Annotated in this window: 11 protein-coding genes and 1 pseudogene; 5 read left to right on the top strand and 7 right to left on the bottom strand. The window is 70.5% G+C overall.

The genetic code is table 11. The annotated features are described in order from the left end of the window. Together GT042_RS05315 and GT042_RS05310 are read right to left on the bottom strand one after the other, a co-directional pair. Window positions 1–811, bottom strand: a pseudogene (locus GT042_RS05315) (hypothetical protein); the annotation flags it as partial. Beyond that, window positions 808–1,788, bottom strand: coding sequence for an alpha/beta hydrolase (locus tag GT042_RS05310; protein ID WP_161307532.1), 981 nt, complete (start codon window positions 1,786–1,788; stop codon window positions 808–810). The pseudogene GT042_RS05315 and the gene GT042_RS05310, both read right to left, overlap by 4 nt. 120 nt (window positions 1,789–1,908) lie before the next feature. On the opposite strand from GT042_RS05310, the gene GT042_RS05305 reads away from it, so the two are divergent. Beyond that, the gene (locus GT042_RS05305) at window positions 1,909–2,334 is read left to right on the top strand and encodes a (2Fe-2S) ferredoxin domain-containing protein (protein WP_345943690.1); all 426 of its coding nucleotides are present in this window, start codon (window positions 1,909–1,911) and stop codon (window positions 2,332–2,334) included. A gap of 169 nt (window positions 2,335–2,503) precedes the next feature. Here GT042_RS05305 and fdhD read toward each other — a convergent pair whose 3' ends face one another. From fdhD to GT042_RS05280, 5 genes are all read right to left on the bottom strand, one after another. Beyond that, window positions 2,504–3,343, bottom strand: a complete 840-nt coding sequence (gene fdhD / locus GT042_RS05300; RefSeq protein ID WP_161307531.1) for a formate dehydrogenase accessory sulfurtransferase FdhD — start codon at window positions 3,341–3,343, stop codon at window positions 2,504–2,506. Between the two features lie 63 nt (window positions 3,344–3,406). Next, window positions 3,407–4,264: a 2Fe-2S iron-sulfur cluster-binding protein gene (locus tag GT042_RS05295; protein ID WP_161307530.1), complete on the bottom strand. Its 858-nt coding sequence runs from the start codon at window positions 4,262–4,264 to the stop codon at window positions 3,407–3,409. After that, on the bottom strand, window positions 4,261–6,279 hold the full coding sequence (locus GT042_RS05290; RefSeq protein ID WP_161307529.1) for an NAD(P)H-dependent oxidoreductase subunit E: 2,019 nt from the start codon (window positions 6,277–6,279) through the stop codon (window positions 4,261–4,263). Before GT042_RS05290 ends, GT042_RS05295 begins: the two co-directional genes overlap by 4 nt. 7 nt (window positions 6,280–6,286) lie before the next feature. Continuing rightward, window positions 6,287–8,230, bottom strand: coding sequence for a molybdopterin-dependent oxidoreductase (locus GT042_RS05285; protein WP_161307528.1), 1,944 nt, complete (start codon window positions 8,228–8,230; stop codon window positions 6,287–6,289). Window positions 8,231–8,361: 131 nt separating this feature from the next. Beyond that, window positions 8,362–9,333: a 2-dehydropantoate 2-reductase gene (locus tag GT042_RS05280; protein WP_161307527.1), complete on the bottom strand. Its 972-nt coding sequence runs from the start codon at window positions 9,331–9,333 to the stop codon at window positions 8,362–8,364. A gap of 203 nt (window positions 9,334–9,536) precedes the next feature. Here GT042_RS05280 and GT042_RS05275 point away from each other — a divergent pair, with 203 nt between their 5' ends. The 4 genes from GT042_RS05275 to GT042_RS05265 all read left to right on the top strand — a co-directional run bounded on the left by GT042_RS05275 (window position 9,537) and on the right by GT042_RS05265 (window position 12,953). Then, window positions 9,537–10,937, top strand: a complete 1,401-nt coding sequence (locus tag GT042_RS05275; RefSeq protein WP_161307526.1) for an OFA family MFS transporter — start codon at window positions 9,537–9,539, stop codon at window positions 10,935–10,937. Continuing rightward, window positions 10,900–11,067, top strand: coding sequence for a hypothetical protein (locus GT042_RS38020; RefSeq protein WP_202532378.1), 168 nt, complete (start codon window positions 10,900–10,902; stop codon window positions 11,065–11,067). Before GT042_RS05275 ends, GT042_RS38020 begins: the two co-directional genes overlap by 38 nt. A 153-nt stretch (window positions 11,068–11,220) precedes the next feature. Continuing rightward, a complete protein-coding gene (locus GT042_RS05270; protein WP_161307525.1) occupies window positions 11,221–12,168 on the top strand; it encodes a beta-ketoacyl-ACP synthase III in 948 nt (315 codons plus the stop codon). 95 nt (window positions 12,169–12,263) lie between these two features. After that, window positions 12,264–12,953: a GntR family transcriptional regulator gene (locus GT042_RS05265; protein WP_161307524.1), complete on the top strand. Its 690-nt coding sequence runs from the start codon at window positions 12,264–12,266 to the stop codon at window positions 12,951–12,953. The last annotated feature ends 38 nt before the right edge of the window (window positions 12,954–12,991 follow it).

The raw sequence follows: 12,991 nt of genomic DNA, 5'->3' as shown, positions 1-12,991 counted from the left end.
GGAGAGCCGTACCGCCCAGCGGGTCCAGCGCCCGCTCCAGGTCCTCCGTCCCCACCGGGCCGAGGAACGCACCGGCCGCGTGCGGGTGCCGGGCGTTGCGCGCCAGCCACGGGCGCTCACCGAACTGGGCGCCGTGGTACTCGACCAGCCGGGCGTCCTGTCCGGGAGCGGCGTCCCGTACGGCCTCGACCACCGCGTCGGGCCGCAGGTACTCCCCGGCGCCGGGGATGCCCGCGCGGAGCACCTCGACCAGCCCCCGGGTGAACGCGAGGCCGTACGCGGTCTGGCTCGCGCCCACCGACATCAGCAGCGAGAGCCGGGTCGCGCCGTCCCGTACCCCGGCGTCCAGGGCCTTGAGATCCGGTACGGCGCCGCCCGCGTGGCAGGTGTCCACCAGCGCGATCACCCCCGCGAGACCGGGGGTGTCGAGAGCCTGGGTCAGCAACTCACCCACGTTCACGGCCGTGTTGATGACGTCCGGCTGGGAATCCCCGGCCATGAGGTACAGCGTGGGGTGCTGACCCGGCGTCATCCCGTGCCCGATCAGGGCCAGTACGAGGACGGCTCCCGCCTCGCCCGCCCGCCGGGCCGCGCCCCGGATCGCGGCCTCGATCCGCGCCTGCCCGAGCGAGGCGCCGTACAGCAGCGAGACGACCCCGGCGGACGGCCCGTCCGTACAGGCGCCGCCCCTGCGGTGGATGAGCGAGCCGTGCAACGCCCGCGCCACGTCGTCCAGACCGTCGAGCAACCCCATCTCCGGACACTGGGGCGCGATCACCAGGACGTGCCGGACGGGGGGCGGGCCGGTCATAAGCCCGTCGCCGTCGCCGCTTCGAGGGCCTCCACGACCGGCCCGGCGACGGCGGGGTGGGCGAGATACCGTACGGCGGGATGCACCCACACGCCGTCCGAGTCGACGCGTGTGCTGACCGGCAGTACGTCACGGGAGTTGGGCCGCAGGAGCTTCTCCGGGCGCGGGCCGCCCGCCACGAAGTCGTCCCGGTCCCAGAAGTTGAGCCACCGCCCGACCTGACCGGGCACCCCCGCCGGCCGGGGGCGGAGCTTCGGCAGCACGGCCGTGCGCATCCCCAGCGGGGAGCCGAGGGTCACGAACAGCGGTACGGGACCGGCGTGTTCGTGCAGTGTCTCCAGAGCCACGACCGTGCCGAGCGAGTGCGAGACGACGATCGTCGGTCCCACCGGATCCAGGGCTTCCCCCACCCGGCGGCGGATCCGGCGGTCGAGCGGGACGCCGTCCGCGTCCGGCTCCCCGCGTGCGAGGTAGCGCGCCACCTGGCTGAGTCTGAGGATCATGACCTTGGCGCTGACCCAGCCGCCGAACGTCCGCAGCCCCGGCACCGAGAGCAGGGTGTTCGCCGCGTTGAGGGTCTGCCGCAGGGCGCTGCCCGGGCCCTGGGGCGCTCCCCGCGGGTCCAGTTGGGCCCGCGCGTGGGTCAGTACCCGGATCTCGTCCTCGCCGGCCGGGTCCGCGAGCCGCTCGTCCACCGCGTCGCCCAGCAACTCCGCGAGCAGGACGGTTTCCTGATCGACTGTCGGATCGAGGGCTGAACCGCCCTGGGCCTGCCCCGCGCCGAACAGGTCGCCGTAATAGGCGAACCGGATGTCGGCGGCCCACCCCTGGGTCAGCGCGGAGACCTTCCCGGCGTGGCCCGCCGCCCGGGCCCCCTCGGCCAACGCGCGCACCCACGCGTCACGTTCGGCGTCACGTGCGGCGGCGCTGTCCAGCGGGCCGCCGATGCCATGGACGAACACCAGGCGCGGCTTCATGCATCCCCCAAGGTCCACCCGGCCCGGGGAGCCGGAGGAGCCAAGAGAATATCAACCGACCGCACTCCCCGCCCGGGGACCGCCGACCCCGCCCCACCCCACGGCTGACAAGATCCTCGGGTGACAGAGCCCTCCTCGCCCGCGCCTCCGGGCATAGGCCGCTACGGCCCCCGCCCCTGCACCCTCGTCGTCTGCCGGGGCTGCTGCTGCGGTGACCCCGCCAAGAACCCGGGCACGGATCACGCGGGTCAGCTCGCCCGCCTCCGCGCGTCCGCCGCCTCCTCGGAGGGCGGGCTGTCCGTCCGTACGACCGACTGTCTCGGCCCGTGCGGACAGGCGAACGTCGTCGTGGTCCAGCCCTCCGCCGAGGGCCGGCGCGCGGGGGCCCGCGCCACCTGGGTCGGCTGGGTGCTGGACGACGACGGTACGGACGACCTGCTGGCCTGGGCCAGGGCCGGCGGGCCCGGCGTGGCCGAGCCCCCCGCCACGCTGGAGCTGCACATGATTCCGCCCCCGTCGGACGCGAGGCGCCGACGGGGGCGGTGACGGGGAACGTACCCCGGAGAACAAATCCGGGGAACACAAGCGGATCAGGCGACGGCGGGCTCAGGCCCGCCCACCGCCGGGCGGATGGGTGTGTGGCTGCCGGAGGTACCCGGCCGACGCAGGGGGCGCTCCCCGCCGGCCGGGCCCTGTTCCCGTGCAGCGGGGACTGTCACACCCCAGTGTGCAGGGCGATGCGCTCATCGCCCGCGTACACGTTCATGGAGGGGCCACGAAGGAAGCCGACCAGCGTCAGCCCCGTCTCCATGGCCAGATCGACGGCGAGCGAGGACGGCGCCGACACCGCCGCGAGCACCGGAATGCCCGCCATCACGGCCTTCTGGGCCAGTTCGAAGGAAGCCCGGCTGGAGACCAGGAGGATCGACCGGGACAGCGGCAGCAGATCCTGCCGCAGCGCGCGGCCGATCAGCTTGTCCACCGCGTTGTGCCGGCCGACGTCCTCCCGGATGTCCAGCAGCTCCCCGTGCTCGCTGAAGAGCGCCGCCGCGTGCAGGCCCCCGGTCCGGTCGAAGACCTCCTGAGCCGCCCGCAACCGGTCGGGGAGGCCGGCGAGCAGGGTGGGCTCCAGCCGGACCGGGGGAGTGTCGTCGATCGTGAACCGGGCCGTCGTCCGTACGGCGTCGAGGCTCGCCTTGCCGCACAGCCCGCACGACGAAGTGGTGTAGACGTTGCGCTCCAGCGTGATGTCGGGGACCGGGACACCGGGCGCGAGCCGGACGTCGACCACGTTGTACGTGTTCGACCCGTCGTCCTTCGCCCCCGCGCAGTACACGATCGACTGCACGTCGGAGGCGGCCGCCAGCACCCCCTCGCTCACCAGGAAGCCCGCCGCCAGGGCGAAGTCGTCGCCCGGGGTGCGCATCGTGATGGCGAGGGATTTGCCGTTCAGCCGGATCTCCAGCGGCTCCTCGGCCACCAGGGTGTCCGGGCGGGTCGTGACGATTCCGTCCCGGATACGGATGGTGCGGCGGCGCTCGGTGACCCGTCCCATGATGATCAGTCCTACTCGTATCGGTGTGCTGGTGCTCGTTCGGCCGGCCCGGAAAGCGCCCGGTCAGCGCTCCTGTACGTGCTGGAAGCCGAAGCGGCCCTTGATGCAGAGGTTCCCGTGCGTCACGGGATTGTCGTGCGGAGACGTGACCTTCACGATCTCATTCTCCTGCACATGCAGTGTCAGATTGCAGCCGACACCGCAGTACGCGCAGATGGTGGTGGTCTCCGTCTGGATCTCTTCGTTCCACGTCCCGGCCTCCCGCATGTCGAACTCCGACTTGAAGCTGAGCGCCCCGGTCGGGCAGACCTCGATGCAGTTGCCGCAGTAGACACAGGCCGAGTCGGTGAGCGGTCCGTCGTGCTCGGTGGAGATACGGGCGTCAAAGCCACGGCCCGCCACCGAGATCGCGAACGAATTCTGCCACTGCTCACCGCACGCGTCGACACACTTGTAGCACTGGATGCACTTGTCGTAGTCGCGTACGTAGAGATCGTTGTCGATCTTCGGTTCCTCGTCGAGCCGGGCCGCGTCGGGACCGAAGCGCTCCGGCTTCGCCTTGTACTCCTTGATCCACTCGGCGGCCCTCGGGGTGGTCGAGAGGTCCGTCGACGAGGCGAGGAGTTCGAGGACGATCTTCCGGCTGTGGCGGGCCCGGGGGCTGTCCGTGAGGACGGTCATGCCCGCCTCGGCCTTGCGCGAGCAGGCCGGCGCGAGGACCCGCGCGCCCTCGACCTCGACCACGCACACCCGGCAGGCGTTCTTCGGGGTGAGGGTGTCGCCCTCGCAGAGCGTCGGGATGTCCTTCCCCGCCGCCCGGCAGGCGTCGAGAATCGTGGAGCCTTCCGGCACCCGCGTCTCCTGGCCGTCGAGAGTGAATTCGAGCAGCCGCCGCGGGAGTTGCAGTGGGATGACGGTCACTTGTAGGCCCCCAGTCGGTCGATGGCTGATTCGACGGCACTCCAGGCGGTCTGTCCGAGACCGCAGATCGAGGCGTCCTTCATGGCCGCGCCCACCTCGCGCAGCAGCGCGATGTCCGGCGCGGCGTCGGCGCCCGTACGGTCCACGATCCGGTGCAGCGCCTCCTCCTGCCGTACGGTGCCGACCCGGCAGGGCACGCACTGCCCGCACGACTCGTCCCGGAAGAACTCCGCGATCCGTACGAGCATCCTGGGCAGCGGAACGGTGTCGTCCAGGACCAGCACCACCCCGGATCCCAGGGTCGTACCGGCCGCCCTGGTCCCTTCGAAGGTGAGCGGGATGTCCAGCTCGTCGGGGCGGACGAAGCCGCCCGCCGCGCCTCCCAGCAGGATGGCCCGCATGTTGTCCGGCGCCTGTGCCAGCTCCAGCAGCTCGCCCAGGGTGGCGCCGAACGGCAGCTCGTAGATGCCGGGCTTCCCGACGTTCCCCGAGACGCAGAACAGCTTGGGCCCGGTCGACTGGCCGGTGCCGATCGCGGCGTACGCGGCGGCTCCCTGGTTCAGGATGGGCAGCACGTTGATCAGTGTCTCGACGTTGTTCTCGGCCGTCGGCTTGCCGAACAGACCGCTCTCCACCGGGAACGGCGGCTTGGACCGCGGCTCGCCGCGATAGCCCTCGATGGAGTTGAACAGCGCGGTCTCCTCCCCGCAGATGTACGCCCCGGCGCCGCGCCGGATCTCGATGTCGAAGGCGTACCCCTGGCCGAGGATGTCGTCCCCGAGGAGGCCGCGGGCGCGCGCCTGGTCGATCGCGTTCTGGAGCAGCCGCAGGGCGCGGGGGTACTCGCCGCGCAGGTAGAGGTAGCCCCGGTCGGCGCCGACCGCGTACCCGGCGATCGTCATCGACTCGATCAGCGCGTACGGATCACCCTCCATGACCACGCGGTCCTTGAAGGTGCCCGGCTCGGATTCGTCGGCGTTGCAGACCAGGTAGTGCTGCCTTACCGGCTGTGAGGCGGTGGCCTGCCACTTGCGGCCGGTGGGGAACGCGGCGCCGCCGCGTCCCACCAGGCCCGCGTCCGTGACCTCCCGGATGACCCCGGCCGGGCCGAGGTCGAAGGCGCGGCGCAGGGCGCGGTAGCCGTCGTGCGCGCGGTAGTCGTCGAGGCTGTACGGGTCGACGACGCCGATGCGGGCCAGCAGGGACAGGCCCGGCTGTCCGGCCTGCGGTACGGCGAGGGAGGCGGCGGGCTCCGCCGGGGCCGCCGCGGGCTCGGCCGCCGCGAGGGCGAGTGCCTCGGGGGTGGCGGGGGCGATGACGGCGGTGGCGTAGCCGCGTGGGGCCGGTTCGGCGGAGACGCCGTTTCCGTTACGGGCCGGGCCCGCCGGGTTCGTACGGGCCGGGCCCGCCGGATTCGCCCCGGCCGGCCAGGACGGCCGCGCGCCGCCGAGCTGGACCTTCTCGGTGACGCCTGTGTTGGCCAGGGGGAGGGGTACGGAGCCCTCGTCGGACGGGACACCCGCCTGGATGACCAGCGCGGCGGGGGCGCGTTCGCACAGACCCAGACAGGGGCTCGACTGCCAGACGAGGCCGCCCGCGGCCGAACCGGCCGCTCCCAGGCGTTCCTCGAGGCCGGCGCAGAGGGCGGCCGAGCCCTTGCTCGCGCAGGCCAGGTCCGTACAGACGTGCAGCACCTTCGCGGGGCGCGGCTTGACGGCGAACATGGCGTAGAACGTGGCGACGCCGTACGCCTCCGCCGGCGGCACGGTCAGCCGCCGGCACAGGTAGTCGAGGGCACCCTCGCTGATCCAGCCGATCCGGTCGTTGATCGCGTGCAGCCCCGGGAGCAGCAGGTCCCGCCGCTCCCGTGCCTCACGGCCGCCCCGCGCCCAGCGCAGGTCCGAGCCGGTACGGTCCTCCGCGCCTTCCCAGGCCGAGGTGGGCAGGCCCAGCAGGGCGTCGACCGCCGCTCGTTCCTCGTCGGTGGGTTTGCTGTCACCGAAGTGCAGATCCACTGATCTTTCAGCTCCTCACGGCCGGTGCGGACACGAGCCCGGACACGGGCAGCTTCTCGATGCGGATCGCGGACGCCTTGAACTCGGCGGTCCCGGCGATCGGGCAATTCGCCTCGATGGTCAGCTGGTTGGTGTCCACCTCGTCCGGGAAGTGCATCGTCATGAAGGCAAGTCCGGGGCGCAGCCCGGGATCCACCCAGACCGGGGCCTGGACCGTGCCGCGCCGCGACGAGATCCGTACCTCCTCGCCGACCGACACGCCGTACCGCTCGGCGTCCTCGGGGCACAGCTCCACGTACTCGCCCCGGCGCAGCGGGGAGGCGAAACTCCCGGTCTGCACACCGGTGTTGTACGAGTCGAGCCGGCGGCCCGTGGTCAGCCTGATCGGGTACTGATCGTCCGTCAGGTCGACCGGGGGGTCGTGCTTGACGATGCCGAAGGGGGCGAGCCGGCCGCGCCTGGCGGGGTCCTCGTCCCAGAGGCGGCCGTGCAGATAGGTCGGCTCGATCTTGTCGGTGTCGGGGCAGGGCCACTGGATGCCCTGGTGCTCCGCGAGCCGCTCGTACGTCATGCCGTAGTGGTCGGGTGACACCGACCGCAGTTCGTTCCACACCGATTCGGCGTCCGCGTACTTCCAGGGGTGTCCGAGCCGGCCCGCCAGGTCGCAGATGATGTCGATGTCCTCGCGTGCCTCGCCCGGCGGTTCGACGGCCTTGCGGACCCGCTGGACCCGGCGTTCGCTGTTGGTCGTGGTGCCGTCCGTCTCCGCCCAGGCGGCGGTGGCGGGCAGGACCACGTCGGCCAGCTCGGCGGTCGCGGTGAGGAAGATGTCCTGCACCACCAGGCAGTCGAGCTTCTTCATGCGCTCGACGGCCTGCTCGCTGTCGGCCTCGGACTGGGCGGGGTTCTCGCCGATGCAGTAGACGGCCTTGAGGTCACCCGTCTCCATCGCCTCGAACATCTGGGTGAGCGTCATTCCGTACTCGGGCTGGATGACGGTGTTCCAGGCGCTCTCGAACTTGGTCCTGATGTCGGGCTCCAGGATGTCCTGGAAGCCGGGCAGTCGGTTGGGGATGGCCCCCATGTCACCACCGCCCTGCACGTTGTTCTGGCCGCGCAGCGGCTGCACACCGGAGCCGTACCGGCCGACGTGCCCGGTGAGCAGGGACAGGTTGATCAGCGCCCGGACGTTGTCCGTGCCGTTGTGGTGCTCGGTGATGCCGAGCGTCCAGCACAACTGGGCCCGTTCGGCGCGGGCGTAGGCGTGGGCGAGGTCGCGGATCGCCTCGGCCGGCACACCGGTCACCTTCTCCGCCACCGCGAGCGTCCAGGGCTCGACCTCGGCCGCGTACTCTTCGAAACCGGTGGTCGCGCGCTCGATGAACGACGTGTTGTGCAGGCCCGCGTGGATGATCTCGCGGCCGACCGCGTGCGCCAGCGGGATGTCCGTGCCGACGTTCAGCCCGAGCCAGCTCTCGGCCCACTCGGCGGTGGAGGTGCGGCGGGGGTCGACGGCGTACATGCGCGCGCCGTTCCTGATGCCCCGGAGCACGTGCTGGAAGAAGATGGGGTGCGCGAAGCGGGCGTTGGAGCCCCACATCAGGATCAGGTCGGTGTGGTCGACCTCGCCGTACGACGAGGTGCCGCCGCCGGAGCCGAAGACCGCGGACAGTCCGGCCACACTGGGCGCGTGACACGTCCGGTTGCAGGAGTCCACGTTGTTGGTACCCATCACCACGCGGGTGAACTTCTGCGCGACGTAGTTCATCTCGTTGGTGGCCCGGGCGCAGGAGAGCATCCCGAAGGAGCCGCGCGCGGCTCCCAGGCCGGCGGCCGCCCGGTCCAGGGCCTCGTCCCAGCCCGCACGGCGGAGGGGTCCGCCCTTCTTGTCCCGCACCAGAGGATGGGTGATGCGGGCATAGGTTTTCGGTGTGCGCTCTCGCTTCTTCACGCTGCGCTCCTGTGAGTGGTGACCGACGGCCGCGCCCATTGCATACAGTATTCTGTAGTCGTGTAGGTAAAGGGAACCCCACGGACAGAACTGGCCATGAATGGCTGTGCGCGGCCGTCGGCCGGAGTGGATCAGGCAGCCGCGCCCTGGGCCAGGAGATCCGAAATGGCGTCCACCGTACGGAGGGTGGGCACCGGAACGCCGGTGATCTCGGCGAGTTCCACGACGGCGGCGAGCAGGACGTCGAGTTCGAGCGGTTTGCCCTTCTCCAGATCCTGGAGGGTCGACGTCCGGTGGTCACCGACGCGTTCCGCGCCGGCCAGCCGCCGCTCGATGGAGATGTCGGGGTGGCAGCCCAATGCCTCAGCGACGCTCAGGGTTTCGGCCATCATCATCTCGATGACCTGGCGTGTGCTGCGGTGCAGGCACATCTCCCGCATGGTGGCGCGGGTCAGCGCACTGATGGGGTTGAACGAGATGTTTCCGAGGAGCTTGATCCAGATGTCGTCGCGCAACTCGGGCTCGACGGGGCATTTGAGTCCGCCCGCCTGCATCGCCTCGCTGAATTCGAGACACCGTTTCGACACCGACCGGTCCGGTTCCCCGATGGAGAAGCGGGTGCCTTCCAGGTGCCGGACGATTCCGGGCCCTTCCAGCTCCGTAGCCGCGTAGACCACACACCCGATCGCACGTTCGGGTGGCAGTACCGCGCTGACCGAGCCGCCGGGGTCGACGCTCTCGATCCGTGTGCCGTCGTGCGGACCCCCGTGCCCGTGGAAGTACCACCAGGGGATCCCGTTCTGGGCGGCGATGACCGCCGTACCGTCATGGAGCAGAGGCTTCACCAGCGGCCCGCACGCCGCGTAGGAGTTCGCCTTGAGCCCCAGGAACACATAGTCGACCGGACCGATGTCGTCCGGTCGGTCGGTGGCATGCACCCGGGCGGTCCAATCCCCGCGCGGGCTCAACACCCTGACTCCGTCCTGCCTCATGGCCGCGAGATGCGGTCCACGGGCGATGAGATGAACTTCGGCGCCGGCTCGATCGAGCGCGGCTCCCACGTAGGCGCCGATCGCGCCGGCTCCGACAACTGCGACTTTCACTGTGGGGCTCTCCGTTCGGTTTGAGGGGGGACCGAGGGAAGGGTCACACTTACTTTCGTGTCGACGATATATTGTCTACAGTATGTAGTTCTGGGCCACAAGGCTCCCTTCCGGTATGCAGTAGGCAAACTCCTGCGTGGATCTTGGGTGAACCGCGGCGCCGATCTTCCCAACAGGTCAGGCCGTTCTTAGAGTTCGCGACCATGACCCCACCTCTCGCACCCCCCGGCTGGAGTCGCTGGCTGGTACCGCCGGCGGCCCTTTCGGTGCACCTCTCGATCGGCCAGGCGTACGCCTGGAGCGTCTTCAAACCCCCACTCGAGTCCGCGCTGGGCCTCTCCGGCACCCAGAGCGCGCTCCCCTTCCAGCTGGGCATAGTCATGCTCGGCCTGTCGGCCGCCTTCGGCGGCACGCTGGTCGAGCGCAACGGCCCGCGCTGGGCGATGACCGTGGCCCTGAGCTGCTTCTCCTCGGGCTTCCTTCTCGCCGCGCTCGGCGCGGCCACCGAGCAGTACTGGCTGATCGTCTTCGGCTACGGCTTCGTCGGCGGCATCGGACTCGGTATCGGGTACATCTCGCCCGTCTCGACGCTCATCAAGTGGTTCCCCGACCGGCCCGGCATGGCCACCGGCATCGCGATCATGGGATTCGGCGGCGGCGCGCTCATCGCCTCGCCCTGGTCCGCGCAGATGCTGGAGTCGTTCGGCGCGGACAGCGAGGGCATCGCGTACGCGTTTCTCGTGCACGGTCTCGTGTACGCCGCGTTCATGACGCTGGGCGTCCTGCTGATCCGCGTACCTCCGCCGGGATACCGGCAGCAGACGCCGGCCGCGACCGACGGCGCCGTGGCGCCCCCGGCCGGATCGCCGGTCCCGACGGGCCGACCCGCCGCCGGCCTGATCTCCACCGCCCAGGTCTCGGCGAAATCCGCCGTACGGACCCCCCAGTTCTGGTGCCTGTGGGTGGTGCTCTGCATGAACGTCACCGCCGGCATCGGGATCCTGGAGAAGGCAGCCCCGATGATCACCGACTTCTTCGCCGGGACGAGCACCCCCGTCTCCGTCTCGGCGTCGGCCGGCTTCGTGGCGCTGCTCTCCGCCGCGAACATGGCGGGCCGGATCGGCTGGTCCTCCGCCTCCGACCTGCTCGGCCGCAAGAACGTCTACCGCGTCTACCTGGGCGTGGGCGCCGTGATGTATCTCCTGATCGCGCGGTTCGGCGACTCCTCCAAGCCGCTCTTCGTCGTCTGCGCGCTGGTCATCCTGTCCTTCTACGGAGGCGGCTTCGCCACCGCGCCCGCGTACCTCAAGGACCTCTTCGGCACCTACCAGGTCGGCGCCATCCACGGCCGGCTGCTCACCGCCTGGTCCACCGCCGGCGTCCTCGGCCCGCTCATCGTGAACTGGGTCGCGGACAGCCAGGAGAAGGCGGGCAAGAGCGGTTCCGGGCTCTACGGGGTCTCGCTCACCATCATGATCGGCCTGCTCGCCGTCGGCTTCGTGGCCAACGAACTCATCAGGCCCGTCCACCCCCGCCACCACATTCCGGCCCCCAGGGAGGCATCCGATGACCACGTCACCAGCGAGCAGCGGCGGAGTGCCTGAGCCGGGCCGTACCGGATCGGAGCCACGCCGTACCGGCCTGATCGCCTTCGCCTGGCTCTGGGTAGGGATTCCTCTGGCTTACGGTGTGTACGAGCTGGTCCTCAAGGCCGCGCAGCTGTTCACCGGATGAATGATTCACCGAGTGGATCGGGAACTATTCCGACGATGATCCGAAGTCTCCAAGCGGAGACGGTGAATCCTGTTGGTTCGCCTGTACCCGTACGGGTGAGTCGCTGACGAGACTTGAGGACTCCTGACGTCGACAGCAGAGGGGGTCCCGGGCATGACCGGCACTCGTATCGCCGCGCTCGGGCACTATCAGCCCGCCAAGGTGCTCACCAACGACGACCTGGCGGCCCTGGTCGACACCAGCGACGCCTGGATCACCAGCCGGGTCGGCATCAGGACGCGGCATGTCGCGGGCGAGGACGAACCGGTCGACGAGCTGGCCGCGCACGCGGGCGCCAAGGCGCTCGCCGCGGCCGGCCTCACCCCGGCGGACATCGACATGGTCCTGGTCGCCACGTCGACCGCGATCGACCGGTCGCCCAACACGGCGGCCCGGGTCGCGGCCCGGCTCGGCATGGGCTCGCCCGCCGTCATGGACCTCAACGTGGTCTGCGCCGGGTTCACCCACGCCCTGGCCCTGGCCGACCACACCGTACGGGCCGGCTCCGCCGCCCGGGTGCTGGTCATCGGCGCCGACAAGATGGCCGCCGTCGCCGACTGGACGGACCGCACCACCTGCGTCCTCGTCGGCGACGGCGCGGGCGCGGCGGTGGTCGTGGCGACCGGGCCCGGCGAGGAGCCGGGGATCGGCCCGGTGCTCTGGGGCTCGGTGCCGGAGATGGGCAACGCGGTACGGATCGAGGGCAGCCCGCCCGTCTTCGCCCAGGAGGGGCAGTCCGTCTACCGCTGGGCCACCACCCAGCTGCCGCCGATCGCCCGCCAGGTCTGCGAGCGGGCCGGTGTGACGCCGGAGGAGCTGGCGGCCGTCGTCCTGCACCAGGCGAATCTGCGGATCATCGAACCGGTGGCGCAGAAGATTGGCGCGATCAACGCGGTGATCGCCAGGGATGTGATCGAGTCGGGAAACACCTCGGCCGCGTCGATTCCGCTCGCTTTGTCCAAGTTGGTGGCCCGCGGAGAGGTGCAGTCCGGTGCTCCGGCCCTGCTTTTCGGCTTCGGCGGCAATCTTTCGTACGCCGGTCAAGTCATCCGTTGCCCATAATCTTCAATGTTCTCGGTAGACTGTAGACGATAGCCAATGTGTCTAGATCTCATCGATACAGTCATGTGACTCTGCCGGCCAGGAGGGGGACCGCGATGTTGTCCGCAAGATTGGCGCAGGGAGCCGTGCCCAAGCTCGAACGACCGGGTCCGCTGCGCGAGCGTGTCTACGGGGCTCTCCTCGAACTCATCACCACGCGCGCGCTCCAACCGGGCCAGCATCTCGTCGAAAGCGAACTCGCAGGTCACCTCGGCGTGTCGCGCCAGCCGGTACGGGAAGCGCTCCAGCGCCTCAACACCGAGGGCTGGGTCGACCTGCGCCCGGCCCAGGGCGCGTTCGTCCACGAGCCGACGGAGGAGGAGGCGGACCAGCTGCTCTCGGTCCGCACGCTCCTGGAGGCAGAGGCCGCCCGCCTCGCCGCCGCCCACTCCGGCAAGGCGGGCATCGCCGCGCTGGAGGCGCTCTGCGCCCAGGGCGAGCAGTCGGTCGCGGACGACGACGTGGACCTGACGGTCGCCACCAACGCCGCGTTTCACGCCAAAGTCATGTCCCTCGCCGGGAACGTCGTCCTGGCCGAACTGGCGGCTCAGGTGGACCGCAGGGTCCGCTGGTACTACACCCCGGTGGCCCGCCAGCGCGGCAAGCAGTCCTGGATCGAACACCGCGAACTGATCGCGGCGATCGCGGCCCGCGACGAACAGCGCGCGACGGAAGTAATGAAGGCCCACACAGAACACACCCGCTCCACGTACCACCACCGAGCCGACCAACGCCACGACGCCTGATCCTGCTGATCACGCGTCAGGAGTAGATCCTCACCCGG

The organism is Streptomyces sp. SID3212, assembly GCF_009865405.1.
Classification (GTDB): Bacteria; Actinomycetota; Actinomycetes; order Streptomycetales; family Streptomycetaceae; genus Streptomyces.
This window is presented reverse-complemented; position numbering and strand designations above follow the sequence as displayed.

Excerpts from the sequence above, each read along its gene's own strand:
- GT042_RS05310 (WP_161307532.1), bottom strand. The coding sequence starts at position 1,788 with ATGAAGCCGCGCCTGGTGTTCGTCCATGGCATCGGCGGCCCGCTGGAC.
- fdhD (WP_161307531.1), bottom strand. The coding sequence starts at position 3,343 with ATGGGACGGGTCACCGAGCGCCGCCGCACCATCCGTATCCGGGACGGA.
- GT042_RS05275 (WP_161307526.1), top strand. The coding sequence starts at position 9,537 with ATGACCCCACCTCTCGCACCCCCCGGCTGGAGTCGCTGGCTGGTACCG.
- GT042_RS38020 (WP_202532378.1), top strand. The coding sequence starts at position 10,900 with ATGACCACGTCACCAGCGAGCAGCGGCGGAGTGCCTGAGCCGGGCCGT.
- GT042_RS05270 (WP_161307525.1), top strand. The coding sequence starts at position 11,221 with ATGACCGGCACTCGTATCGCCGCGCTCGGGCACTATCAGCCCGCCAAG.
- GT042_RS05265 (WP_161307524.1), top strand. The coding sequence starts at position 12,264 with ATGTTGTCCGCAAGATTGGCGCAGGGAGCCGTGCCCAAGCTCGAACGA.